The following is a 24,510-nucleotide window of genomic DNA, read 5'->3' on the forward strand; positions in this document are numbered from 1 at the left end:
GCTTGTAGTTCAAAATAATTGGGTAAACTAGCAATGGCTGTTCCTAACAAAGGATTGATAATGAAAAAATTAATTTTGTTTTTAAGTATTTTAGGACTTGTTGCTTGTAGTGATGAACAGGAAGTGGGCGATGTCTCTCTTGGTGTATTAACCACTAAGGATATTAAGATTAGTGTCTTGGTTGACCCCATAGTGACTGGAGTGACTTGTCATGTGGCGAGTATAGAAGCAGACTTAGATTTTGCTGATCCAAGTGATTCCTCCATCGCCTGCCGCCGTACCGGTGTGATTAATAAAGAAATGCTTGAGAAGATTGATAAATCTAAATCAGGTGAAGTGGTCTTTAAGCAATCAAAAAGTATCTTCTTTAAATCGATGAAGATTCGTCGAATTTACGATCCTAAATCAAAAACCTTAATGTATGTATCTTACTCAACTAAGGAAACGTCGGGTAGTTACAAACACAGCCTATCTACAGTACCGCTCTGGGGAACAGAGGCGTATTAATAATCCAAATTCAAAGTTAAAAACGGAAAATCTTTAATCAGCAGGGAGTTAAGGCAAATACTCACCCTGCTGTGATTCTTTAAAGTACTGTTCCAACTTTCCACTTTCTTTGAGTTTCTTTAAACCTCTATTGAATAAAACAATAAGCTCTTTGTTTTTCTCTACCTTCCTTGAAAGCATTAGATGCATATTGGGTGAATGCAGTGGTTTGGGGTGGTAGGTTATAAATTTTTTAGCCTGTGGATATGCCCTTTGTAGGACGTCATAACCTTGATTGATGGTACTAATAGCAAGATCGATCCTATTGCCTAATACTAGCTTTCCAATATTTTGCTGGTGCGTCTCTACCCTTTGTACAGTAATTATTCGTTGTTTTGCCGCGAGATCGAATTCGTCGTTATAGGCATATCCAGATAACGCCCCAATTTGTAGCCCTTTCAGATCTTCAATAGTATTCCAGTCAAAGGAGTGATCTATATGATGAAAAAAAACACGTGTTTTTTGAAAAATCGGTTCAGAGAAATAGAAATATTTTTCTCGTTCCTTTTTTTTAGTCGCGTAGCCTACGCCATCTAGTTTCCCTTCTAAAATCGAGGGGTACGCTCGCTTCCAAGGCATAAATGTAAAGTTGACTTGTACACCTTCTAAAGCGAAGGCTTCTGATACGATTCTGGATACTACTCCATAGTGCTTTAATTTTTGGCTTTGGTAGGGCGGGTATTCACCTGCAGTGAGATTTACCTCGAGTTGTGAACCTGCAGCGTAATTGGCGGTTATTGCAAAAATAACAAAGATTGGAGATAGCAGCTTCATTTTGACTGAGACCTGAATTAATACCTTCGAGTAGGGAGGAGAAGGCATTTATCCTTACTGAAAATTCTTATCTAGCAATTATAGTTTGTAGTTTGTTAACCAGCTTTCTAACTCTGTTATGGGCATAGGTTTTGCGATGTAATAGCCTTGTTGGAAATCGCAACCTGCAGCTTTAAGCAGATAGTGTTGTTCTTGAGTTTCGACCCCTTCTGCTACGACTGTAATATCTTGGAAGTGGCATAGATCTACCAAGGCTTTTGCCAATGTTTGTTTCTCAGGCATGCTTATTCTATTAACGAGTTCGCGGTCAAATTTGATGATGTCTACTGGATAATCCACCATCTGCATCAGGCTGGTATAGCCCGTGCCGAAGTCATCAATAGCGATTTGAAAACCTAAACTTTGTAATTCACTCAGCCAACCTAAGGCATTCTGCTCTTGGCTTAAGGCAAAAGTTTCAGTGATTTCCAGAATTATTTTATTGAGTGGGATTTGGGTGTTAGCACTGAGTTTCTTGATAGTTTTTATAAAACGTTCAGAACCGATCTCCGCAGATGAAATATTGATAGAGAGTTCAAAGTGCTCTCCAAATAGATCATTCAGTTCGGATAGGTCATTTAGGGCTTTGCAGGCGACCCAAAGGTCAATTTTTTCAAATATTCCAGTACTCTCAGCAATCGGAATGAAAAGGTCGGGTGGAACAAACCCTAACTCATTAGAGTGCCAGCGCAGCAAAGCTTCACAGCCTTTGATTGAACCATCCTTATTGATGATTGGCATATAGTTGAGCGTGAACTCTTTGTCTGGATTTAAGTTCTTTAATTTAGTTTCAACCTCTTTCCTTTGACGATCCCGCTTAGCTAGCTCTTTTGAGTAGACTGCCTGTTTATTTTTACCTGATTTCTTAGCTTGATACATGGCTAAATCAGCGTTTGATATTAGCTGAGAGAGTGTATGGCCATCTTGAGGGTAGGTAGCTAAGCCGATACTGGCTGTAACGGGGAAATGACCTAATTCAAAATGATAACCATCGGCAAAAAGGTGCAAAATCTTTTCGCATAGTTTTAGAGCCTGTTCGGTTGATACATTTGGCAACAGTACAATAAATTCATCCCCCGAGAGACGGAAGGCTTGGGGAGCTTCCGCGTCGTATTTTTTGGCGGTGATATTGATAATATTGTTTAATCGTATAGCTACTGCTTGCAGTAATTTATCTCCTACCTCGTGACCGTACTTATCATTTACAAACTTAAAATTATCTAAATCTAGGTAGATCAAACTGATCAAACTTTTGGTTTTTTCAGCTTCTGCTATTTGATGAGATGCAATGTCGTAGAAGGCTGCGCGGTTGGGCAATTCAGTAAGCGCATCAGTTCGGGATTGCAGGTGGCTTTTTTGATAGGACTGATGCAGTTGTTCATAAAGGTTATGGAATTTCCGACCAAGCCTGCCAATTTCGTCATCTGATTGTGGAGGATCAATATTTTGTCTTTCGTGTGTTGTAATCTCAGTCAGCTGCTTATCAAGTCGAGAAATAGGGGCTGTGATAAATTTCCGGATTAACAGTTGAAGTAATGTGAAGGTTATTAAAGAACCTAGAATAACAATGAAGAGTAAGCGTTGTTTAAGGTTGGCAAGTAGATTGCCTAAATAAGCCGGTGAAGGAGTTATACCTAAATAGTAGTTAGATTTTAGCTGGACATTAGCGTACAACTTATTGGCTTGGGGACGATTATATTTATCGGAAAATACGACGATTGCTTGGAACTCTTCTTGTACTTCTTGCAACAGTGAATCGAATGCTTTCGGCTTTGCCGCGATAATGACTTTAAATGTATCTTCCAGTTGAATGAGTAATGGGGTGGTAAGGGTACGTGAATCGATCGCAATCCCTTGTTGCATTATGGAGCCCTGAGTTTGAAAGTGGTGCTCCCAAATATTCAGTTTCTTTTTTGCCCTGATATTTTCTGCTAGACGTAATTGTTCTTTTCGAATGGTAGAAAAGGGGTCAGTACTGTTTTCTATGTAAAAAAGTACATCATCATTTGCATCTAGAACCGCTAGGGACACGAACTCAGTCAAATTATTGAAATAGCGTTCGATAGCCGATTCTAAATTGTTTGTCAGCATCCGATCCCGGTAAATATTACTCGTGTCTCTAATGAAGTTTTCCAGCGTTTCACCTTCAAGTAATGACACAAGGTAGGCATCAAGGAAGCGATCATAGGTTGAAAATTCAGAGTGAAGTGCACTTAAACGTAGATTTAGTTTGTGTTGTTCTAGTCTTTGAATGGATTGGCTTTGTTGCTCGTACGCAACCAAGGCGGCTAGCGTATAGCTGATAAAAATAATCGGCAGTATTAAAAAGCTAGCGCGTTTGTTTAGATTCATGAATATTAACTATAGCATTCGTGATTCGTAGGCGTTGTTTAATATTTTCGTTGCTTAGTTTTTTATAGAGTTCGCTTTTATTTTGAATCGCTTGGCTAGGGAATACTTCGGGGTTATTCCTAAATGTTTCTGATAATTCTGCCATTGCTGAATTATTAGGAGTGGCGTAGTGGAGGCGTTCAGCGTTCTCCGCGGCAACTTTAGGTTGGTTTAAGTATTCAATAAAATTTAGAGCAGTATCAATATGTTTGGAGTTAGAAGGGATTGCCAAACAGTCAACCCAAAGTACGGTACCTTCTTCAGGAACAACGTATTTCCATAGACCTTCTTTTCCAACCCTTTCATTCATCGCTAATTGATCGCCTCCATATCCAACGGTCATGTAAAGCTGGTCCGCTTGTGGAGACGATTCAAGAAAGGTGATGGGGTAATCGTATGTTAGAACATAGTCAGCTTGGTCCTTTAAGGCATTAAAGGTTCTTTTTAAAATATCTAAATTGTCAGTATTTAGCGGATCACCATTCATAAAGAGTACAGGCGCTAATAGATCGGTGTAATCATTTAGCATACCTATATGACCTTTCAGCTCTTCGGAGGGCTGGATTATTTCTTTCCAAGAACTAGGAGGGCTGACCTTATCAGATCTATAGATTATGCCTAACGTTCCCCAAAAATAGGGAACTGCATATTTTCCGCATCGCTCACGCCAAAAATTCCCTATCAGTTTAATGCTGGGCAAATTCTGTTCGTGGATCTCTACAAATCGTCCTTCTTCACCGAAACGCTCCGCAACGATCTCGTCAACAACCGCAATGTCGATATTGTGTTGGTGCGCTTCAAGGAGTAGGGCGTCGCGTTTTTCATCGCTATCGAACTTAATGATTTCAACATGATGACCAGTGCTGGTCTCCCACTCTTGTTTTACTTTAGGGTCTAGGTAGGCGTCCCAGTTGAGCATTTGAATAGTTTCAGCGTGGAGCTGAAGAGGCAGGAATAATAGAAAAAAACACCAAAAGAATCGCATGCCAGACCCTCGTTATTATTATTTTCAATTAGGCTCAATTAGTATTGCCTTTTTTATAGCAGCCTTCGAAAGCTAATGATAGAGGGGAGTTGATGTGTTCGAGAACCTTAAGAGAAGAAATAGATTAATAGGGATTAAACAATAAGGAGTGGTAATGGCATTGCACCATTACCCCTCGCTAAGTATTACACTTGGAAGTGCTGAACTTGTTGACGTAGCTCTCGTGCTAGAGAAGCGAGCTGTTCGCTATTGTTTGCTGTAAGTGTTGCGCCACCTTGGGTTTGTTCCGCAATCATTGAGATGTTATTTAGGTTGTTACTCATCTCTTCGGCTACTTGGCTTTGTTGTTGGACTACTTCAGCAACAGCACTGTTCATTTCCATGATCTGCTGAACATTGAGTACGATGTCATTGAGGTGTTCACCAGCTGAGGCAGCACGATCAATACAGTTTTGCGCTTCAGAATGACTGTTGCTCATCATACTGACTGCACCTTGGCAGGCGTTTTTCAGACGGTCGTTCAGTGATTGAATCTGGTCAGTTGATTCAGATGTGCGCTTTGCTAGAACTCGGACTTCATCTGCGACTACGGCAAACCCTCGACCTTGCTCACCTGCTCGTGCCGCTTCAATCGCAGCATTTAGAGCAAGTAAATTTGTTTGATCAGAGATATCTCGGATAACACTGAGAATGCTTTCTACTTGTAGCGTGTCTTGTTCGAGCTTAGTAATCACATCGGCTTGGGACTGAACTTGCGCAGCGAGATCATTAATTGCAGAGATTGTGGTTCGAACAATTTCATCTCCCAAGCGTGCAGTACTTTCTGCTTGCACAGTTATCTCTGCAGTTTGTTGGGCATTGTTTGCAACATCTTGTGCAGTTGCTGACATCTCTTGCATAGCGGTTGCCAATAACTGAGTCTCACCATGTTGCTGTTTAACGCCTGCGGAAGTTTGTTCAGTTGTTGAAGCCATTTGTTCTGCTGAACTCAGAATATGGTGGCTTGAGTTAGTCAGTTTTTGAATCAGCTGTTGTTGGATATCAAGGGTATGGTTTATCGCTTTACTAACATCGCCCAACTCATCTTGGTTTTTAATATCAATTCGAGCCATTAGTTTGCCTTTAGCGACATTCTCCATAACTTTGGTCATGTGACTCAGTGGCTGAGTGATAGAGCGTGAAATGATACTAGATAGCCAAACGACGAATGGGATAACAACAGCCAGGAAAACTAAAGCTTCTGTTAGTCTTGAATAAAAACTGGCATCTAAATCATCAACATAAACGCCTGTACCGATCACCCAACCCCAAGGTTCAAAAAGTTTGAAGTAGGAAATCTTTTCTACCGCGATACTTTTACCTGGTCGAGGCCATAGATAATCTTCATAGCCTTCGTTATTTTGACGTGCAGTATTAGCAATATTTGTGAATAGGGATTTGCCCTGGCCGTCTTTAAAACTGCTCATATCTTTGCCATCAAGTTCAGGCTTGATGGGGTGCATGATCATGCGAGCATCAAGATCATTGATCCATACATAATTGTCATTGTCATAGCGCATCGCTTGAAGGGCTGAAAGTGCTTGAGTTTGAGCGGCGGTTTGGTTCAAAACACCTGCAGTTTGCTGTTGCTGGAAATGATCAATAATACTGTATGCCATAGATACAGCATGATTGGACTGAAGTTTTCGTTCTTGTAATAAATCTGCTCTGTATTCCCAGAGGTCGAACGCCTTCATAGCGATACTCACACTGAGTAATAACAGGATGATTGCTGTTAACTTGTGAGTAACAGACATCTTAGTGACAACCATCGTACTTAGACCCTTTAGTAATTAGGTTATATCGAATTTCCGCTTATTGGTGTTCAATCGATGATCACTTTATATTAGGAATCATATAAGTAACCGAAGGTATTGTTTTTATGATGCTTTCTGAGGGACTTTGAGGAGTAAATAACCATTTGAAAATAAAGGTTAATTTGCTGTTTTGTAAACGGTTGTTTTAATTAGTATGGAGCAGGCTTATAAGTACTGGGGAGCCTGCTCTATACATGTTTATTTAATTTATTAAGCAATATATGCGCGTAAGTAGTTCTGAGGGAGGCGTATTTTTGGGATCATTTAGATACTCTTCGAAGGGAGGAAAGTCGGCTGCTTCCATGCCACTTTGTGGTAGCCACTCTCCGAAGAACCAATCATACGGTTTTTCTAGCTCTGAATAAGGGCCTTTAAATAGAATTGTTGCGCATCTGCCTGCGGGTATCTCCATATATTCTGGTGGGTTTGAATCGGCTTCGCTCAGAGGTTTTTCTATGGTCATGCAGGCATGGGAGCGTAGTTCAGATTTTTCTATGCTGCCTGGGTCATTGTAGTAGATACCAAACGAACGAGTTTTGTCTGTGACAAGATCATGAGTTCCGGCAAATATAAACAGTTTTTCAAATGCTTGCCCTATATTCATGTAGTCTCCCTGATGTTCGTACCCGATCAGACCCTGCTTTTCTAGATTAATAAATTCAACATTAAACATGTTTCGTTGCTCCTGCACTATATGTTGGATATTAGCTTGAAAACTCTTTTCCTGAGGCGAATACTGTTTATGGCCTGCTCGGTATGCACTAGGTGTCTCTTCGTATTGCTTATGAAAAGCACGGCTAAACGCTTCTAAGCTGGTATAGGAAACTGATTGCGCAATGGTAAGTATTGAGAAATCAGTCCGAATGAGTTTTGAGGCTGCTTTTTGCAGGCGAAGACGACGTACCGTAGCGTTAATGGTTTCATCAGTGACTCTTCGATAGATCCGGTGGAAATGGTAGGGGGACATAGCGGCAATATCAGCCAGAATGTTCACATCTAAATCCTTATCCAGATTCTCGTAGATATAGTCGATTACTTTACATAAGCGACGCCTGTAGTTGTTTCCGGTACTTTTTTTCATGTGTCTCCTCCTACCTCCATGCTAAAGGAACTCAATTTGATAATGTTTGCGTACTTTATAGTAACGTTGATTATTAAAAATAATTTAGATCTTAACTTATTGAAGTGAAAAGGTTTTGCAGAGGTTTTTAAGTTAATAATCCTATGATTAATAAGGGAATTGTGATACCAATGGAGCTAACTAGATCCCTATTACACTTTGAGAAAGATAGTGAATAGACAGAAGCGCATTAGTTTCTATAGTTAATTTTGAACCCAATTGCAGTTGTGAAGTTATAGTCTGTCTGGAGTAGATTATGTTTCATCAGGTCTTAAAGTGCCTTCTTTTATCCTTCTCTTCTATGTTGTTACTGCTGGGAGTTTCTGGCTGCACTGAGAAAGAAGAAAAGATATATACATGGCAGTTGCAGTCACAGGCGACTGAAACCAGTATTGATTTCAAAGAACTCAAGCGTTTTGCTGATAATATTAAAGCGATGAGTAGTGGGCGTTTAATTATTAAGGCTCACCCTGGTGGTGTAATTACAGGTGGCCCAGATATCTATAATGCGGTTAAAGAGCGTCGAGTTGAAATGGGGAATGGTTGGCCGAATTGGTGGTCAGGTCAGCATCCAGCTTGGGCTTTGATGAATGCAGGGCCATTTGATTTTATGAACCTTGATGGCTCGATGATGTTTTTTTATGCCGGAGAAGGCCAACGACTAGCAAATGAACTAGCAAACCCTGATGGTATAATGTGGCGTCCAGCTTGGTGGGCTGGAATGGAGTTCGGGTTACTGTCGAAAACTGAGATTACAGGTCTAGATGATCTTCACGCTAAAAAAATTCGTATCGGACCAGGGTTACCGGGAGAAGTTTTAGCTGCAGCTGCTGGCGCTTATACACTTCCAACTGTGCCCCAGGAGATACGCCCTGCGCTGGAAAAAGGTGATCTTGATGCAGTGGAGTGGACCACCGCAGGTGGGGCTTGGAATCTTGGTTTGCATGATATCAGTAAGCATGCAATTGTCCCTGCAATCTGGCAACCATCTGTACTCGCTGATTTCCTAATCAACAAAGAGGCCTTCGATGAATTACCACCCGATTTGCAGGCTATTCTTGAAACGGCAATTAAGTCCTATACTTTAACCACTACGTTGAAGGCGAAGACGGAAGATTTTGAGGCCTTTAATCTATTCTTAGCGAATGATTTTAATATCAATACATGGAGCCCCGAGGATATTGAGCGTTGGAGACTTGTGTCTGATAGCATCTTAGAAGACTACGCTTCTCGTGATCCGTTGAGTAAGAAAATCATTGAGAAAAAACAAGAGTTCAAGGACGCTTACAACAACTATTATCAATGGTTTGGGCCATACGATAAATAATGTTTAGTAGACTGACCGTTCGTCTCCTTGTCATTCTGAGTTTAATCACTTTCTTGGTAATGACTGTTTTTGTGATCGTGCGATTTAGCGTTGCTTCCGAATTAATGCAGAGCAATCTGCAAGAGCGAGGCCACTCGGTTGCAGAGCGCGTGGCTAATTCGGTTAGGCCTACAATCTGGAACGTCTATAAAAAAGCTTATGATCGTACTTATTCCGTAGAGTTAGCCTCCGCTATTTTAGATTCTGAAATGGCTTCACCCTTTGTGGAGGGGATCAAGGTCTACGGGAATTTTGGTCACCTTTACATGGGACGAATCAAAATTGATGGTGAGATTCGCCAATTTGAGGAGAAAAAGTACGCTGGTGTTTGGGCTGGCGTTGATAACCGAATCCGCTATCCGATAAAAAGTGGTGAGGTTAGCATCGGTAATGTGGAGGTAATTTACAGCGATAAAGCTTTAACCGAAAGCCTCTACCAAAATCTTATCGTTGAAATTACTCAAGTAGCGGTAGTTAGTCTGCTGTTTGTAGGTTCGCTTTATATCATTCTACGATTTGCGCTTGTATCTCCCATGCGCTCACTTCAAGTTGCTCAACGAGCCTTAGATTCTTTAGATGAAGCTGTATTTGTAACCAATGAGTATGGCAGCTTAGTCGATATTAATCCTGCTTACAGCAAAATAACCTTTTATCAAGAAAGCGAGATCTTAGGTTTGCTTCCTGATATCCAACCTCTTGACGATAGTAGTGTGGATTTTAGAGCAATGGTTGCTGATAACTTTCTTCACGAAGGTAGTTGGTCGGGTGAGGTTATTGGGCGGAAAAAAGATGGAAGTACTTTCCCTGGCTGGTTAAATCTAAATAGGGTAGAGCGCCAAGACGATGAGGTTACATATGTTGGTGTCTTATCGGATATTGCAGATAAAAAAGAGTCGGAAGCAAAGCTCCATGCCTTAGCTTATTACGATTCGTTGACTGATATGCCTAATCGTCATTCTTTCTTGATGCGTTTAGATGAAGAGATTAAACGTGCACGAAGGGAAAAATCTAAAGTGGGATTACTCTATTTAGATTTAGATAACTTTAAATGGGCAAATGACCAGTTTGGGCATGCCGTCGGGGATAAACTACTTATCAGTGCTGCTGAAAAATTTAAAAAGCGATTAAGGGATTCGGATAATTTATATCGCATTGGTGGCGATGAATTCACTGTAATTGTAACCCATTTTGATGATGCCACTGACCTCATTGGTCTCGCTGATGATCTGGTTGTGCAAGCCGGTGAAGATTTTATTATTGATGGTCATGTAATAAAACCGGGAGCGAGTGTTGGTATCTCTACTTTTCCTAATGACTCTGATAATGGAAAAGACCTTATCATTCAGGCGGATACTGCTATGTACCAGGCCAAGGAAGCTGGCCGAGGGCAAGTACGCTTTTTCTCCTCTGATTTGGAACTGAAAAGGCAGGCTCAACAGCGAATTGAACAAGAGCTCAAGCAAGCGCTGAGTAATAACGAGCTTCAATTGTTCTATCAACCTAAAGTTCGAATACAAGATGGCAAGTATGTTTATGACAGTGCTGAAGCGTTGATTCGCTGGTTTGATGATGGCGAGGTGGTTTATCACCCAGATCAATTTATAGAGATAGCAGAAAAGAGCGACCTTATCTGCGACTTAGGCTATTGGGTAATTTTTCAAGTATGTAAGCAGTTAGCTGAATGGAAAGAGGAGGGAATCGTTGGACATAAAGTTGCTATCAATCTTTCTCCGAGACAGCTTAAAGACGCTAACCTATTTGATTATCTGCTGGAGAGAATGACACGCTTTGATATAGACCCGGGGCAGCTTGAGCTAGAGATTACTGAATATGCAGTCATAGAAAACATTGAACATTCTGTAAGTACTCTTAACAAACTGAAAACACTCGGGGTTTCTATTGCGATGGATGACTTTGGTACAGGTTATTCTTCTTTGAGCTATCTTAAACAGTTGCCTGTTGATGTTTTGAAAATCGACCGATCTTTTATTCATACCTTGCCATTTGAGCAGGGTGATATCGCGATTGTAAATGCTATTTTTTCCATGGCTGCAGCATTAAATATAGAAGTGGTTGCAGAAGGGGTAGAGACATCTGATCAGTTGAGTTTTTTGATTCGGCATCGATGCCATATGGCACAAGGCTACTATTTCTCTCCCCCAATTGCGCCTGAGGATTATTCTGCTTGGCTAACTGAACACTCAAATTCTCATGGGAAGGGTATATAGATGAAGTTAACGATAGAGCTCTTCTTTGGAATATAAGCGCTCAAGTTGTTGGCGTTCTACTTTCTTTAAACTTTTCACGACTAAGCCATAAGAGCGATCAATAAGGCGTTCGATCTCTTTTGTAGGAATGGAATCTTTTAAAACAACGCTTATCCAGTGTTTCTTTGACATGTGGTAAGCGCTACGTACTTCAGGGAAAACATCCCTCAGCATAATCGCTTCTTCAGGATCACATTTCAGATTAAGGAAGTGGTAATTTGCAAATTCAGGCCCTAACTCTTTGCCTGTCGTTCCACACTGCCCTAACAAGGCAAACATCTTTCCTTTGACCTTAAAGACCGGTACATCAGGCATAAAGGGGAAATCCAGTTGTGATTCTGGACGGGATAGACAGTATTCCTGAGCGCTTTTCGCATCCATGTGTTTTGCCAATAATTTGAATGGTATTGAAAAATAAAACCCTGCTTTAAATATAATGCCTGATTAAAGCAGGGTTTAGCTATACCAGACAGGTTACTTCATTGCTTGTTCTGTAAGGATATGTTCGTAAGAGAACAAGTGATGGCTGTCTTTGTAAGGTGCATGACAAGCGGCGCAAGCAGTTAGATCTTTATTGGCACGTTTGCCATCCGGTTTAAATGCAGCAAAATCCCAGTCATCATTGCCCATGCCCTTAGGGTATTCAGTCGCAGCACCTTCACGGCGTTCCATAACCGCTACCAGTGCAAATTTATCTTTTAGGCGTTGACCGAGTTTAGAGGTAAGTACATTACCTTCGTCATCTTTTTTCGCTTTATACACTTCTGCCACAATGACAGAACCGTAAGGTAATTGGCCATTTTCCTGCGTACCGCTCAGACCTTTATCGTTGATATACAAACGAATGTATTGGTCGTGATTTTGAGTGCGATTAAGGGACAAATAAGGAGTGAAATTGGTTTTATAGTCTGCAGGAAAATCAACCTGATCGCCTGGACCCGCCCAGCATAGAGTCGTCGTTAACAGGCCTGTTGCCATAGTGGATAGGAGTTTCATTTTACATCCTCACTGTATTTATTTTTGTTGTAGAAAAAACGCCTTATAAATGTATTTATAATCCATGTTTATTGTTTGATCAATACTCCTTTTGACCCTAGATCTTTTAGGTAAACGGCGAAGCTCTTTTGTATGAAAATTGCTCAAGTAGGTATTGGAGTGGTGGGACTAGTAAAAATGGCAGTTTACTTTATTTGGTCTACAGTGGTTGAAGCACGCATAAATTGTGCAGGGATGTTGAATTAAATTTGTTCCATGGAGGGCCGTGTGATGTTCCGTTCACTCACCATTCGTAAAAAAATCTTAATGTCATTGCTCTTGATGGGACTCGTTCCTTTATTAATTGCTATCAGTGTGGCGATTATCGATAGCAGTGATGCACTTGAACGTTCTGTTTATCAACAGCTGACCGGTATAAGGGAAATAAAAAAGAGCCAAATAGAGAATTATTTTGCAGAGAGGGAGATTGATCTAAACCAATTGGCTGAAATTGTGCGTTTAAGACAGGCTAGTCAGCTAGATAGTTTAGAACCGTATCACGTCTCCGCTTCTTCGGATAAGGCATATGCGAATTTTCAAAAACAAGGCGGCTACTATGATTTGTTTTTGATTAATCCCCAGGGCGATATTTTTTATACGGTCGAGAGGGAACCTGATTTCGGAACAAACCTAATGAATGGTACTTATGCCGATTCAAATTTAGCCCGGTTATTTAAGCAGGTTTTAGGCTCTGGAAAGTTTGGGATTATTGATTTTGCCCCCTACGCTCCTTCAAATGGTGCGGCAGCTGCATTTATAGCACTGCCTATCAAGAATGCTGAAGACTCGATAGAGCTGGTGGTTGCTTTACAGCTATCGATTACTGATATCAACGCCATTATGGGGGAACGTAATGGCTTAGGTGAAACTGGGGAGACCTATTTGGTTGGACCTGATCATTTAATGCGATCTGACTCATTTTTGGACCCTATTCACCATACAGTTTTGGCATCTTTCGCAAATCCTGAGAAAGGCAAGGTTGATACCCAAGCAGCGAATGACGCTTTAGCTCAAAAGACCGGAACAAACATTATTATCGATTACAACGGTAATCCGGTTTTATCCTCCTATACCCCCGTCACTATCAAAGGTTTGCAATGGGCCTTATTAGCTGAAGTGGATGAAGCCGAAGCGTTTGCTCCTATATATGATCTGCAGTGGCTGCTGGGCTCTTTACTAATCAGTTCATTAATCATCATTGTACTAGTGGCTTTAAAGCTTGCCGGATCGCTTGCAAACCCCATCAGTAGAATTTCCCAGCATATGAAAGAGATTGCCAGTGGCAGTGGCGATCTAACGGTAGAATTAGAAGTGAAAGGCAGCGATGAAATAGCTCTGTTATCGAGCCGCTTTAATACGTTTGTAAATAAAATTCGAGAGACCGTCAGTGATGTCGCTGAATCCACAAAAGTGATGGCTGAGGCTACAGAGCAACTCTCTCAAAATGTAGACACAACTCAGGTTTCCATTAATCAGCAACAACAAGACACTAGCCAAGCGGCAGCAGCTATTAATCAGATGACCTCAGCGGTACAGCAAGTTGCATGCAGTACCAGCGAGGCACTGGCAGCAACACATCAAGCACAAAATGATGTTGAAACAGGTTTAAGAGTAACAGAGCAAACCATCGATGTGATTAATGCATTAGCATCTGAGGTCGAGCAAGCCACCCAAGTTATCCAAAGATTGAATAAACAAAGTGATTCTGTAACGACTGTTCTCGAAGTCATTAGAGATATTGCCGACCAAACAAACCTATTGGCGTTAAATGCTGCAATTGAAGCTGCTCGTGCTGGAGACAGCGGCCGAGGCTTTTCTGTTGTGGCTGATGAAGTGCGTAATCTTGCACAAAGAACCCAAGCTTCAACCGAGGAAATTGATACGATTATTACCGATCTACAAGGCTATGCGCGTAGTTCGATGGATGTGATGAATAAAGGTAAGGTCATAGCTGCCAGTGGGGTTGAACAAGTAGCGGAGACCGGTGCTGCACTAGAACGTATTATCACTTCAGTTAATCATCTTACAGAGATGAATACTCAGATTGCGACAGCTTCAGAACAGCAAGCGCACGTTTCTGAAGAGATTAATCGCAGTATTTTGAGTATCGATCAAATTGCACAGGTTAATGCCGATGGAGCGAGCCAAACTCAAGAATCTAATCTGCGTTTATCTGAGCTGAGTAGCCGTTTGAAGCGTTTAGTTGGAGAGTTTAAGCTGACTTAGGTTATTTGGATGATGTCTATTTTGTAGGCTTATTATGGGAAAAGTTACTGTATCTACTTCTTTGGTAATTTGATATCAGGTTAATAGGGCAGCTTTTCAAGCTGCCTGACAATTCGAGGCTTTTCAGTTCATCTAATAGAAATTCGTTTACTTTCCTTCCCCTGCCGCTTTCGTGTAGTAGGTATGTTTGAAAATGGCATCAGCTATAGTTAGCCCTATATAGACGTCGCAATAGCACTCATTTTTTTGTTGATAGGTCCCTCTATGAATAAAATCCTTTAATTACTTAGGGTTACTTTACGAAAGGGAAGGAAGGATCTATAACATAGTAGTGCTTTGGTTTTGTTTTGTTGCTGCTTAAGTAGTGTTTTTGCCTGATACGGTTGTTTCAAAGGCCCATGAGTAGCTTTAATGCGATAAAGAGCAGAATAGTCTGTAAAGATTTGTAGTTATATAGTGCTAGAACGCAATCTTTCTAAGAAAAATAACTGCGTTTAATGGCAAAGGGTGGATGAAGAATGTCTTGGTTTGGCCGTAAAAAAACCTCCAAAAGTAACGTTGAAGATAACGATGTTATTAAGGTCCAGTCGTTAAGTAGCAGAGAAATTTCCGCTGAAAATCTCCAATCACTGAAGTTTGAGGGATCACCTACTGCGCTGGTTTTGGCATTTATATCACCTCACTTAGATTTTGAGGGGACTGTTCGACAGCTAAAATCGGCTTTGCCGGATGTCTCGAAAGTAGTCGGCATCATGACCGCAGGGGAATTAAGTTCGTGTGGGGCGAGTCTTTATCACGAAGCAGATAGCCATTGGGATCACATCGTTGTCCAAAGCTACAGCCAAGCTGTGTTTGCAGATGTTCATATCAGCTCTATCCCTCTGCATTGTGAAGATATTCGATCTGGCAATGTAACGATGACGCGTAAAGAGCGTGTAAATAAACTTGCTGCAGAATTTAGTCGCGTTAATGTACCTTTCGACATTAACTATCAAGATACGTTAGCGCTGACATTCTTCGATGGTTTATCAGCAAGTGAAAACTTTTTCATGCAAGGTTTGTATGAAAGTGGTGAATTCCCATGTTATTTCGTTGGGGGGTCAGCTGGTGGTAAGTTAGATTTCCAGCAAGCGTTGGTTTATGACGGCGATCGCGTCGCACATAACCAAGCTGTAGTGATCTTCGTTAAGTTAGCTGAAAATACTCGTTATGGCGTATTTAAGTCACATAACTTTGAAAAAACACCGACTTCCTTTGTTATTGCAGAATCCGATGTACATTCTCGTGTAGTTAAATCTGTTATCAAAGATGGCAACTATCAGCTAACCAGCATTGTTGATCTGTTATGTGAACACTTTAACTGTTCGGCGTCTAACTTAGGTGATGCTTTGAATGGCTATTCATTTGCGGTAGAGATTGGTGGTGAGCTGTTCGTACGTTCTATCGCAGGTATAAACGAAGCCGATGGCAGTATCGCGTTCTTTTGTGACTTAGACTTTGGTGATCGCCTATTCTTGGTTAAAGCGAAAGATTTTGCGCAAAGTACGAGTCAATCTTTCCGCAACTTTATGCATGGCAAGCCAGGTAAGCCTGTAGCTATGTTGGCAAATGATTGTGTTTTACGTCGTTTAAACAACGCGATGAACTTATCTCAAGTTCATGATTTTGACGACATAAAAGTAGCAGGCTTCTCGACCTTTGGTGAGCTGCTGGGCGTACATATGAACCAGACGCTAACAGCGCTGTTCTTTTTTAAAGTACAGCCGGGCGAACAGTTTAAAGATGAGTATGCGGATAAGTTCCCATTCCACTACAGTAATTTTCGTCAATATTTCTTAAATTCTCGTATCAATAGTCTGGAACAGATTAACTTACTGCAAAGTAACCTTGTTGAATGCATGGGGGAATACCGTCCGTTACTGCGTAAGATGGTCGATAGCTTTGGTCAAGTTGCGGGTTATGCACAAAGTACGGGTAGTGTGCTGAATGATATTCAACGTAGATTTTTAGGCTTCTCTCAAAATATCGAAGCCCAGAGTAGTGAGCGTCAAGCTTTACACACTAAGGTTGAAGACCTGAAGCATAACTCTGAAGAAGTACTATCTATTTTGAGCGTGATCTCGGGTATTGCTGATCAAACAAATTTGTTGGCTTTGAATGCTGCTATAGAAGCGGCACGAGCAGGTGAAGCGGGTCGAGGGTTTGCCGTAGTAGCAGATGAGGTTCGTCAACTTTCGCATAATACCCAGCAAAGTTTGGATCAAACGGGTAAAACAGTTGATGCGGTTACAAGCTCTATCAATTCTATCCGCGAAACAATCACTGATACTGAAGAGTTTATGGTGCAGATCTCGGATAGCTCTAAAAATTTAAGCTCGGAAATGCTGAGTTTGGTTGAGTCCTCCACACAAGCTGATCAACAGGTACGTGATAGTATTGATTATATCTCTGATGTTGAATCGGAGATGGATCACATTGATCGTGAAGTTGAAGCAATTGACCGTTTAAGGCAGTTAGATATTCAGCGTTAAACTGAGTCAAAAGCTTCTAGTCCTAGTAAAAAGCCACATCGATTCATGTGGTTTTTTTTGTTTTGGACAATTGCATGCGGCTAAAAATTATATTTAACCTCTGTCTTATTGCTTTACATATTAAGTTTAATTGTAGTAGTTTGTGCTACCTTAATATTAGGAAGTTTTTATGTAAATAAAATGGCTCCAATCCTAATGTTAACTTAAGCTCGCGTAGCTTTTATTATTTAGGGAGAAATATGATGGAATGGATTCTAGCGTTGTTGGTCGTCACTATTTTGGCTATCTACTTAACAAAGCGCTATAAAGCTCATCGTGAGCAGAATAAAAAAGCAGATAAACGTTATCGAGCTGTGTCGATTGAGTCGGGCTTGTTCCCTTGTTCGGCGGTTGATCAGTTAGGTGATCGACGTTTTTTTCCTGATAAAGCTCCAATGATTCCTCTGCCAAGTTGTAGTGCTTCCAAAGATTGTGAATGCCGTTATCGTCATCATGAGGATCGTCGTGATCCGGAAAATGAAAGGCGTATCGATAATATTATTACGGCCCAAAAAATTGGGGCTCAGCTAAGTGGTAAGTTTTCGGGACGTGATCGACGAAAATTTCATAAAGGTCGTCGTTGGCAAGAGCGCCAAGCCAATCAAATTTGAAAATTCCTTCCTGTAGCATTCCCGCTTTGTTAAATCGTGTTCTGAAAGGCTATGATACTCCTCATGTTTTTTAGTGAGTGAACTAGGGCTGATGAACAAAGTTTATATAAGCGCTCAGCAGTTGTTAGAAGATTCTACCCAGATGGCGCTGCAGATTTTTGAGAGTGGTTTTCGCCCCGATTACATCGTCGGAGTCTGGCGAGGGGGCGCGCCTGTAGGAATCTCGGTACAGGAAGTACTAGCTTGCCTAGGCATTCAGTCTGATCATATTGCAATTCGAACCTCATCTTATACTGGTATAGGTGAGCGCAGCCGACAGATCAAAGTACATGGTTTAACTTATCTGATTAAGCGTTTAGAGTCTGAGGATTCTCTGCTTATCGTAGATGATGTACATGATTCAGGTCTCAGCATTGCGCAAACGATAAAACAGATAAAAGCGGCCTGTAAGAAGAATACGCCAGAGATCAAAATCGCCACCCCATATTACAAACCTGCAAATAACCAAACCGATTCGGAGCCTGATTTCTATGTGCATAAAAGTCAGGATTGGTTAGTGTTTCCTCATGAACTTGAAGGTTTGACCCAAGCTGAAATTTTACAGAATAAACCCGAATTTGCGGTTGTCGCTGCCAAGATGGCTGAGCTAGGGCGTTTTTAACAGCCCTATTACGATTAACATGGAACCCTTATGAAAGTATCGGAAAGAGATGGTAAGAAGCGTTGCTTTGGGAATAAACCAGGGCAAGAGTTTTATGCCGATTATCATGATAATGAATGGGGTATTCCAGAAGACGATGATCAAAAACTCTTCGAAATGTTGATTCTCGAAGGTGCTCAGGCCGGCCTAAGTTGGGAAACTGTTTTGCGTAAAAGGGAAGGGTATCGTAAAGCCTTTTATAACTTTGATGTCGAAAAAGTTATGAACATGACTGATGCTGAGCTGGAAGCGCTTCGTGAAAACCCAGAGATTATCCGCAATAAGCTTAAAATCTATTCAGCGCGTAAAAATGCGTTAGCTTTCCGTGCAATACAAAAAGAGTTTGGCTCGTTTTCAAGTTATCTGTGGGCTTATGTTGATAATACGCAGATTGTGAATCATTGGCATAAATTTGAAGAGGTGCCTGTGACCACTGAGATCAGTGATGCGCTTTCTAAAGATCTTAAAAAACGCGGTATGTCCTTTGTCGGTTCAACAATCATCTATGCATACATGCAAGCAGCCGGTTTAGTTGACGATCATCTAGCTGAGTGTTGGTGTCGAACGGATCGATAAAAATTTAGCTGATAGGCAAGTGAAGGGGTACAATGCTGTGCTTCACTGCTTATGGATGTTCAAATGTCGGATCTTACTTCCCTTTTAAAGCATGCTGATTTAGCTCGCGCTGAATTGTTACCTGAATTGCATGCTGAAAATACCAACTGTTACCGCCTGTTTCATGGTACGAATGAGGGAATATCCGGTTTAACCATTGATCGTTATGGTCCGCAGCTTTTAATTCAAACTTTTCATGAAGCTTTATCAACCGATCAAGTTGACCTGATAAGTGATCATTACGCGTCTCTATTTGACATAGAAGAGGTGGTATATAACGATCGCAGCGCACGAAACTCTCGCCGTGACGATGAGCATAATAAACGTGGATTAGAACTCGTTGGTCAGGAGCTGGGTATTAATTACCGTGTGAGAGGTAAACATGCGGGACAAGATCCGCTACTGTTTCTAGATATGCGTGTTGGTCGTCGTTACGTTCAAGAACATGCAAAAGATAAGTCCGTCCTGAACTTATTCTCTTATACCTGTGGTGTCGGTGTTTGTGCGGCTGCTGCGGGCGCAACCAAAGTGGTAAATGTTGATTTTGCTGAGCGAAACTTAGATGTAGGTAGAGAGAATGCTGAGCTTAATCAGCTATCTGGAGATCGAATTGAGTTTATTCAAAGTGACTTCTTTACCGCAGCAAAACAGTTTGCAGGCATTCCAATCAAGCAACGTGTAAAGAGAGGTCAGAAACCTCGTCAGTATCTTAAGCTTGATGAACAACAATTTGATCTGGTTTATCTAGATCCACCGCGTTGGGCGAAAAGCCCTTTTGGTACTGTAGATCTAATTCGTGATTATCAAAGCGTATTAAAACCATCCATCCTATCCACAAAACCAGGCGGCACTTTGGTGTGTACTAACAATGTTGCAAAAGTAGAAATGGATGAGTGGCTAGATCTGGTTAAGCGCTGCGCTAATAAAGCAGGGCAGCCTGTGGTGGATTACGAACTACTGCAACCTGAAATTGATTTCCCTTCAGTTGATGGGCAGCATCCCTTAAAGATTGCTGCGCTTCATTTTTAAGGTTGCCAGCGATAATCCTTCAGCCTGATCTTACCGTTGATCAGGCTTACCCCTTCATTTTCTAATCGTTCTTTCTGACGGAAGTAAGCTTCACTATCTTGTGGGAAAGATATCTTACCTTGAGCATTAATAACTCTATGCCAAGGCAATTGTGTATCTTTAGGTAATTGGCTTAGTGTTCTGCCCACTGCACGAGCCATCTTTGATAACCCTGCCAGCTCTGCAACCTGACCGTAGGTAGCTACTTTTCCTTCTGGGATCATGGCAACGATATGCCAGATCTTCTCTTGGTAACTCGGGCTGTTTGAGGTGTTAGTCATAACACTGAAAATAACCTTATAAGAGAGGGGATGATAGTACCTGAGTAAAATGCTAGGGTAATAGAAAGTCTACACCAATAGTTCAGGGATACTATCATCATGGCTTCGCTTGAAAACCTCAACTTTGATAACAGCTACTTGCGGTTGCCAAATCTGTTTCATCAACAGATAGAGCCAACTCCCTTAAACGGTCCCTTTTTAATTGCATTTAACCCCGATGTCGCGACTTTTCTGGATCTGGATGCTAACAGTGTCCAGCATGCTGATCTTGCTAAATATTTCAGTGGTCAAGCGCTATTACCGGGCAGTGAGCCCCTTGCTATGAAATATACGGGGCATCAGTTTGGGGTTTATAACCCAGAATTGGGCGATGGCCGTGGTTTATTGCTGGGGGAGGTTGTAAACAATAAAGCCGAGCGCTGGGATCTTCACCTTAAAGGCTCAGGTAAAACTGCGTTTTCTCGTTTTGGTGATGGTCGAGCTGTATTGCGCTCCAGTATCCGCGAGTATTTGATCAGTGAAGCTATGTCTGGTCTTGGTATTCCAACCACTCGCGCGTTGGCGTTGGTTGGAAGTGAAGAGCAAGCGATGCGTGATGGCATGATGGAACCCTGTGCAGCTCTTTTGCGTGTGACTCAATGTCATGTCCGCTTTGGCCACTTTGAATACCTGTATTACTCCCGGCAGCATGATGAGTTAAAAGTTCTAGCTGATTACTGTTTAGATCGTTTTTACCCGCAGTTTAAAGAGGCCGATAAACCATATCAGGCGATGTATGAAGAGGTGATTCAGCGCAGCGCTGAATTGGTCGCTAAATGGCAAGCTTATGGTTTTGTTCATGCTGTACTAAATACTGACAATATGTCGCTGCTGGGTGAAACATTTGATTATGGCCCGTTCAGCTTCTTGGATACTTATAAGCCGAAACTCGTGAGTAATCATAATGATCATAAAGGCCGCTACGCCTTTGAGCGTCAGCCAGAAATAGTGCAGTGGAACTTGTCTTGTCTAGGTCAGGCCTTATTAACATTGATTGATAAGGATGAAGTAATCGCACTATTAGATAGCTATCCCGAGCGATATAAAAAAGCTGAGCTTGCTGAGTTTAGACGTCGTTTAGGTTTACAGACAGAAGAGCAGAGTGATAGTGATCTTGTGCGAGAGTTGTTACAGCTATTTGCTCAACAAAATGTCGATATGAATCGATTCTTCCGAACTCTCTCTAATTTTGACGGTAGTGATGAATCGATTGCTGCTTTGATGAACCTGATCAGCTATCCATTAGCTTTAACACCTTGGCTATTGAAGTACGAACAGCGTTTGGAAATTGAGCCCGCAAGTCAACCAATTCGAAAAGCTCAAATGCGCTCGGTTAATCCTCAATTCATTCTACGTAATTATATGGCCGAAGAAGCGATTCGATCTGCGACGGATGGTGATTTTACTTTAGTTAATGATCTGATGGCCTTACTGAAAAATCCGATGCAGGATAATTCAGTTTTTGAACACTATGCTGAAGCAACTCCAGAATGGGCTGGTGGTATTTGCCTGACTTGTTCATCTTAAGGACTTAACTGTGATAGGAGAATGTCTGTTTCAGATAAGTAGATTAAAAGAGTGAAATACGCTTCTGAATATTTGCTGTTTTAAGCCTGTAAAACGGGAAAATGTTAGGCAAATATTACGATTCATTCATCTCAGTATAATAAGATTGAAATGATTGAATTTAAGGGAAAAAATTCGTTGACCTTTGCATAGAAAGCTCTATAGAATGAAGATCGCTTGAAAGTAAGCCGTATATTTATGTACACCATTTCGAAGTTCTATGAGTACCTCGTCCTGTTTTTCATAAGTAATCACAGCACTTCCAGCACAATCCGCCTGTAAAAAGGCAAAAATTACTCTGAAAGATATAGGACTATAGATATGTCTACTACTGGTACAGTTAAATGGTTTAACGAAGAAAAAGGTTTTGGTTTCATCGAGCAGGAAAACGGCCCAGACGTTTTCGCTCACTTCTCTGCGATCCAAGGCGACGGCTTCAAAACTTTGACTGAAGGTCAGAAAGTTGAGTTCACTGTAACTCAAGGCCAGAAAGGTCCACAAGCTGAGAACATCGTTAAGGTTTAATCCTTAGCTGATATTCAGTTTGAAAAGAAGCAAGGCTAAGGCCTTGCTTTTTTTATGCCTGAAATTTACTCAGTGTGAATTATTTCCGCTCTTTATGGTCCAATTTAAGCGGTAAATCGTATATTTATAAAAGCGCTCAGGAAAAGAAGTTGGTAGGTCTTCCTGCAATCTTCCTTGAGCTTGCCATATAAGTGCAGCTAATGCCCTTGGATGTAATGGAATAGGAGAAGGAACGAAGTCGATATAAAGCGCGCGTAATTTGCGTCGGAGTATTGATTATGAAACTTTTACTCGGAACCACTCTAGCACTCTCTTTGTTAATCCCTAGTGTCGCTTCAGCACATACTCAGCACGATGCAATGATTCATAATTTGCTTAACCCACAAGCTAGAACACTTTTATGGGCCTATGCTCTACCTGAGAGAGAAGCGAATGACGTTGCTGTAAGTGAAGTCTTTATTAGTGATTTGCTTAACCATTCCAGAAGCTATACTCCTGGAATGATGACTGATATGGATTCTATCAATAGGCAGTTTGAAATGAATCCAACTGCGGCGGGAGAAATGATGTCAGACGAGGCTGAATCAACCTATATGATAGAAGCTTTATACAACCCTAGTTTATAAAGGTATGTATTCAAAAGCCCTAGTAATATGGATGTTAATACTAGGGCTTTGGAGCTGATCGGGGTTACTGCATACGATGGGGATCAAGCTGAAAGTCGGTGATTGCCTTGCCTAAAATTACGACCCTTCCGCTATAACGTTCTTCGCCTGTTGAGGAAAACTCGAAATTATACGAGCGCCAGATGCGGATCTGCCCCTTAGCATCGCGTTTAAGCCAAAAACCTCTCAAGTTAATATTGTCATCAAGAAGCTGTAGCTCAAGTTCCTTACACTGCCTGCGGGTATATCTAAGTGCGACCTCTTTAATCTTTTGCGATTGCCACCAGTGATACATCGCAAAGATGATTAAGGTGATCCAGAAGAGGGCTTCAATATCTATATACATCGATTTCTTGTTTCCAAGGATTTATGGGTTCCTTTGATTGTGACTTGTTTTACAATGAGTTGTTTCAGATTGCACGATTAATTTTCTACTCAGGATCGAATAGATGTCATCTATCTCCCAGTTTGTAATGGATAACTGGCTTAATCTTCTAGCACTTATATGGTTTTTGATCTGTTTCAAAGGCTATATGTATTACGCGCGTAAACGCAGTTATGAAACGCCTTGCCTTGCCAGTGTTTTACATATGTATCGAAAAGAGTGGATGACACGGATGCTTACCCGAGATGTGCGAATTGCCGATACAACGGCGATTGCCAATCTAGAACGTAGTGTATCCTTCTTTGCATCCACCACCATGCTAATCCTTGCGGGCTTGATGACCATACTAGGTTCTACTCAACAAGCGATTGATGTTGTGGCGGATATCCCGTTTACCTTCCACGCGACGCGTGCGGAGTGGGAATTGAAGATCCTTCTTCTGATTACGTTATTTGTTTACGCCTTCTTCAAATTTACCTGGAGTCTGCGGCAGTATGGATTTGTTTCAATCATGATTGGCGGTGCCCCGGGGCCTGAAGAACATATCTCCCAGCAGCAGGCGGATGCACACTCTAATCGTATCGCCAAAATGACCTCAATGGCGGCAAATAGCTTTAACCTGGGTCTGCGTACCTACTATTTCTGTTTGGCGATCTTAGGCTGGTTTATCAACCCATGGATCTTCATGGGACTGACAGCCGGCGTTGTGTTCGTTCTGTATCGTCGTGAATTCAAATCTTCTACCCTCAAAACATTGATGATGAGTGCAGGAGAATAAAAGTTAAAAACCTCTCCTTTTACGCTTGAAAAGGTTTAGCACGTCCCAATATTCCTGTTATTGGCGGAGAGCTTGCTAAGGTTCAGCAAGTTCTCCACTACA

22 protein-coding genes are annotated in these 24,510 nt (G+C 41.4%); 13 read left to right on the forward strand and 9 right to left on the reverse strand.

Translation table 11 applies throughout. From position 1 onward, the window contains the following. The first annotated feature begins 60 nt into the window (after positions 1 to 60). Positions 61 to 507 carry a CreA family protein gene (locus ACMXYS_RS05375; RefSeq protein ID WP_415897843.1) on the forward strand — a complete coding sequence of 149 codons (447 nt, stop codon included), beginning with the start codon at positions 61 to 63 and terminating at the stop codon, positions 505 to 507. A gap of 48 nt (positions 508 to 555) precedes the next feature. Here ACMXYS_RS05375 and ACMXYS_RS05380 read toward each other — a convergent pair whose 3' ends face one another. From ACMXYS_RS05380 to ACMXYS_RS05400, 5 genes are all read right to left on the reverse strand, one after another. Beyond that, positions 556 to 1,320, reverse strand: a complete 765-nt coding sequence (locus ACMXYS_RS05380; protein WP_415897844.1) for a substrate-binding periplasmic protein — start codon at positions 1,318 to 1,320, stop codon at positions 556 to 558. A gap of 78 nt (positions 1,321 to 1,398) precedes the next feature. Beyond that, complete coding sequence (locus ACMXYS_RS05385; RefSeq protein ID WP_415897845.1) at positions 1,399 to 3,711, reverse strand: putative bifunctional diguanylate cyclase/phosphodiesterase; 2,313 nt, start codon at positions 3,709 to 3,711, stop codon at positions 1,399 to 1,401. Then, positions 3,689 to 4,735, reverse strand: coding sequence for a spermidine/putrescine ABC transporter substrate-binding protein (locus tag ACMXYS_RS05390; RefSeq protein WP_415897846.1), 1,047 nt, complete (start codon positions 4,733 to 4,735; stop codon positions 3,689 to 3,691). Before ACMXYS_RS05390 ends, ACMXYS_RS05385 begins: the two co-directional genes overlap by 23 nt. A 185-nt stretch (positions 4,736 to 4,920) precedes the next feature. Further along, complete coding sequence (locus tag ACMXYS_RS05395; protein WP_415897847.1) at positions 4,921 to 6,546, reverse strand: methyl-accepting chemotaxis protein; 1,626 nt, start codon at positions 6,544 to 6,546, stop codon at positions 4,921 to 4,923. Between the two features lie 247 nt (positions 6,547 to 6,793). Beyond that, entirely contained in the window at positions 6,794 to 7,672 is an 879-nt protein-coding gene (locus ACMXYS_RS05400; protein WP_415897848.1) for an AraC family transcriptional regulator, read from the reverse strand. Positions 7,673 to 7,967: 295 nt separating this feature from the next. Between ACMXYS_RS05400 and dctP the strand changes: the two genes are divergently transcribed. Then, positions 7,968 to 9,038, forward strand: coding sequence for a TRAP transporter substrate-binding protein DctP (gene dctP, locus ACMXYS_RS05405; protein ID WP_415883934.1), 1,071 nt, complete (start codon positions 7,968 to 7,970; stop codon positions 9,036 to 9,038). Next, entirely contained in the window at positions 9,038 to 11,305 is a 2,268-nt protein-coding gene (locus tag ACMXYS_RS05410; RefSeq protein WP_415897849.1) for a putative bifunctional diguanylate cyclase/phosphodiesterase, read from the forward strand. The genes dctP and ACMXYS_RS05410 overlap by 1 nt, the downstream gene beginning before the upstream one ends. 6 nt (positions 11,306 to 11,311) lie before the next feature. On the opposite strand, the gene ACMXYS_RS05415 is transcribed toward ACMXYS_RS05410, so the two are convergent. Then, entirely contained in the window at positions 11,312 to 11,725 is a 414-nt protein-coding gene (locus ACMXYS_RS05415; RefSeq protein ID WP_415897850.1) for an MmcQ/YjbR family DNA-binding protein, read from the reverse strand. A gap of 93 nt (positions 11,726 to 11,818) precedes the next feature. Continuing rightward, positions 11,819 to 12,340 (reverse strand): cytochrome P460 family protein, encoded by a 522-nt coding sequence (locus ACMXYS_RS05420; protein WP_415883937.1) that lies wholly within the window; start codon positions 12,338 to 12,340, stop codon positions 11,819 to 11,821. A 270-nt stretch (positions 12,341 to 12,610) separates the two neighbouring features. Here ACMXYS_RS05420 and ACMXYS_RS05425 point away from each other — a divergent pair, with 270 nt between their 5' ends. The 6 genes from ACMXYS_RS05425 to ACMXYS_RS05450 all read left to right on the forward strand — a co-directional run bounded on the left by ACMXYS_RS05425 (position 12,611) and on the right by ACMXYS_RS05450 (position 20,130). Continuing rightward, complete coding sequence (locus ACMXYS_RS05425; RefSeq protein WP_415884642.1) at positions 12,611 to 14,605, forward strand: methyl-accepting chemotaxis protein; 1,995 nt, start codon at positions 12,611 to 12,613, stop codon at positions 14,603 to 14,605. A 518-nt stretch (positions 14,606 to 15,123) separates the two neighbouring features. Continuing rightward, positions 15,124 to 17,136: a methyl-accepting chemotaxis protein gene (locus ACMXYS_RS05430; protein WP_415883938.1), complete on the forward strand. Its 2,013-nt coding sequence runs from the start codon at positions 15,124 to 15,126 to the stop codon at positions 17,134 to 17,136. A gap of 239 nt (positions 17,137 to 17,375) precedes the next feature. Beyond that, positions 17,376 to 17,786, forward strand: coding sequence for a hypothetical protein (locus ACMXYS_RS05435; RefSeq protein WP_415897851.1), 411 nt, complete (start codon positions 17,376 to 17,378; stop codon positions 17,784 to 17,786). 91 nt (positions 17,787 to 17,877) lie between these two features. After that, positions 17,878 to 18,447 carry a phosphoribosyltransferase gene (locus ACMXYS_RS05440; RefSeq protein ID WP_415897852.1) on the forward strand — a complete coding sequence of 190 codons (570 nt, stop codon included), beginning with the start codon at positions 17,878 to 17,880 and terminating at the stop codon, positions 18,445 to 18,447. Positions 18,448 to 18,477: 30 nt separating this feature from the next. Next, positions 18,478 to 19,062 (forward strand): DNA-3-methyladenine glycosylase I, encoded by a 585-nt coding sequence (locus ACMXYS_RS05445; protein WP_415894855.1) that lies wholly within the window; start codon positions 18,478 to 18,480, stop codon positions 19,060 to 19,062. A 63-nt stretch (positions 19,063 to 19,125) separates the two neighbouring features. Then, positions 19,126 to 20,130: a class I SAM-dependent rRNA methyltransferase gene (locus ACMXYS_RS05450; RefSeq protein WP_415897853.1), complete on the forward strand. Its 1,005-nt coding sequence runs from the start codon at positions 19,126 to 19,128 to the stop codon at positions 20,128 to 20,130. Here the strand turns inward: ACMXYS_RS05450 and ACMXYS_RS05455 are convergent. After that, positions 20,127 to 20,450, reverse strand: coding sequence for an MGMT family protein (locus ACMXYS_RS05455; protein WP_415897854.1), 324 nt, complete (start codon positions 20,448 to 20,450; stop codon positions 20,127 to 20,129). The two genes, ACMXYS_RS05450 and ACMXYS_RS05455, sit on opposite strands and share 4 nt — an antisense overlap. 99 nt (positions 20,451 to 20,549) lie before the next feature. Here ACMXYS_RS05455 and ACMXYS_RS05460 point away from each other — a divergent pair, with 99 nt between their 5' ends. The 3 genes from ACMXYS_RS05460 (at position 20,550) to ACMXYS_RS05470 (ending at position 23,206) form a co-directional block, all read left to right on the forward strand. Further along, the gene (locus ACMXYS_RS05460; protein WP_415897855.1) at positions 20,550 to 22,016 is read left to right on the forward strand and encodes a protein adenylyltransferase SelO; all 1,467 of its coding nucleotides are present in this window, start codon (positions 20,550 to 20,552) and stop codon (positions 22,014 to 22,016) included. A 360-nt stretch (positions 22,017 to 22,376) separates the two neighbouring features. Continuing rightward, positions 22,377 to 22,580, forward strand: a complete 204-nt coding sequence (locus tag ACMXYS_RS05465; protein ID WP_415883947.1) for a cold-shock protein — start codon at positions 22,377 to 22,379, stop codon at positions 22,578 to 22,580. Between the two features lie 278 nt (positions 22,581 to 22,858). Next, positions 22,859 to 23,206: a hypothetical protein gene (locus ACMXYS_RS05470; RefSeq protein ID WP_415897856.1), complete on the forward strand. Its 348-nt coding sequence runs from the start codon at positions 22,859 to 22,861 to the stop codon at positions 23,204 to 23,206. Positions 23,207 to 23,270: 64 nt separating this feature from the next. Here ACMXYS_RS05470 and ACMXYS_RS05475 read toward each other — a convergent pair whose 3' ends face one another. Continuing rightward, a complete protein-coding gene (locus ACMXYS_RS05475; RefSeq protein ID WP_415883949.1) occupies positions 23,271 to 23,591 on the reverse strand; it encodes a DUF3301 domain-containing protein in 321 nt (106 codons plus the stop codon). A 103-nt stretch (positions 23,592 to 23,694) separates the two neighbouring features. Here ACMXYS_RS05475 and ACMXYS_RS05480 point away from each other — a divergent pair, with 103 nt between their 5' ends. Beyond that, positions 23,695 to 24,408: a DUF599 domain-containing protein gene (locus ACMXYS_RS05480; RefSeq protein WP_415897857.1), complete on the forward strand. Its 714-nt coding sequence runs from the start codon at positions 23,695 to 23,697 to the stop codon at positions 24,406 to 24,408. Positions 24,409 to 24,510: the final 102 nt, after the last annotated feature.

It is taken from the genome of Neptuniibacter sp. QD57_21, assembly GCF_047778075.1.
Taxonomy (GTDB): Bacteria; Pseudomonadota; Gammaproteobacteria; order Pseudomonadales; family Balneatricaceae; genus Neptuniibacter.

Bases quoted from the DNA above. Each gene is read 5' to 3' on its own strand.
- ACMXYS_RS05375 (WP_415897843.1), top strand. From the start codon at position 61: ATGAAAAAATTAATTTTGTTTTTAAGTATTTTAGGACTTGTTGCTTGT.
- ACMXYS_RS05380 (WP_415897844.1), bottom strand. From the start codon at position 1,320: ATGAAGCTGCTATCTCCAATCTTTGTTATTTTTGCAATAACCGCCAAT.
- ACMXYS_RS05385 (WP_415897845.1), bottom strand. From the start codon at position 3,711: ATGAATCTAAACAAACGCGCTAGCTTTTTAATACTGCCGATTATTTTT.
- ACMXYS_RS05390 (WP_415897846.1), bottom strand. From the start codon at position 4,735: ATGCGATTCTTTTGGTGTTTTTTTCTATTATTCCTGCCTCTTCAGCTC.
- ACMXYS_RS05395 (WP_415897847.1), bottom strand. From the start codon at position 6,546: ATGGTTGTCACTAAGATGTCTGTTACTCACAAGTTAACAGCAATCATC.
- ACMXYS_RS05400 (WP_415897848.1), bottom strand. From the start codon at position 7,672: ATGAAAAAAAGTACCGGAAACAACTACAGGCGTCGCTTATGTAAAGTA.
- dctP (WP_415883934.1), top strand. From the start codon at position 7,968: ATGTTTCATCAGGTCTTAAAGTGCCTTCTTTTATCCTTCTCTTCTATG.
- ACMXYS_RS05410 (WP_415897849.1), top strand. From the start codon at position 9,038: ATGTTTAGTAGACTGACCGTTCGTCTCCTTGTCATTCTGAGTTTAATC.
- ACMXYS_RS05415 (WP_415897850.1), bottom strand. From the start codon at position 11,725: ATGGATGCGAAAAGCGCTCAGGAATACTGTCTATCCCGTCCAGAATCA.
- ACMXYS_RS05420 (WP_415883937.1), bottom strand. From the start codon at position 12,340: ATGAAACTCCTATCCACTATGGCAACAGGCCTGTTAACGACGACTCTA.
- ACMXYS_RS05425 (WP_415884642.1), top strand. From the start codon at position 12,611: ATGTTCCGTTCACTCACCATTCGTAAAAAAATCTTAATGTCATTGCTC.
- ACMXYS_RS05430 (WP_415883938.1), top strand. From the start codon at position 15,124: ATGTCTTGGTTTGGCCGTAAAAAAACCTCCAAAAGTAACGTTGAAGAT.
- ACMXYS_RS05435 (WP_415897851.1), top strand. From the start codon at position 17,376: ATGATGGAATGGATTCTAGCGTTGTTGGTCGTCACTATTTTGGCTATC.
- ACMXYS_RS05440 (WP_415897852.1), top strand. From the start codon at position 17,878: ATGAACAAAGTTTATATAAGCGCTCAGCAGTTGTTAGAAGATTCTACC.
- ACMXYS_RS05445 (WP_415894855.1), top strand. From the start codon at position 18,478: ATGAAAGTATCGGAAAGAGATGGTAAGAAGCGTTGCTTTGGGAATAAA.
- ACMXYS_RS05450 (WP_415897853.1), top strand. From the start codon at position 19,126: ATGTCGGATCTTACTTCCCTTTTAAAGCATGCTGATTTAGCTCGCGCT.
- ACMXYS_RS05455 (WP_415897854.1), bottom strand. From the start codon at position 20,450: ATGACTAACACCTCAAACAGCCCGAGTTACCAAGAGAAGATCTGGCAT.
- ACMXYS_RS05460 (WP_415897855.1), top strand. From the start codon at position 20,550: ATGGCTTCGCTTGAAAACCTCAACTTTGATAACAGCTACTTGCGGTTG.
- ACMXYS_RS05465 (WP_415883947.1), top strand. From the start codon at position 22,377: ATGTCTACTACTGGTACAGTTAAATGGTTTAACGAAGAAAAAGGTTTT.
- ACMXYS_RS05470 (WP_415897856.1), top strand. From the start codon at position 22,859: ATGAAACTTTTACTCGGAACCACTCTAGCACTCTCTTTGTTAATCCCT.
- ACMXYS_RS05475 (WP_415883949.1), bottom strand. From the start codon at position 23,591: ATGTATATAGATATTGAAGCCCTCTTCTGGATCACCTTAATCATCTTT.
- ACMXYS_RS05480 (WP_415897857.1), top strand. From the start codon at position 23,695: ATGTCATCTATCTCCCAGTTTGTAATGGATAACTGGCTTAATCTTCTA.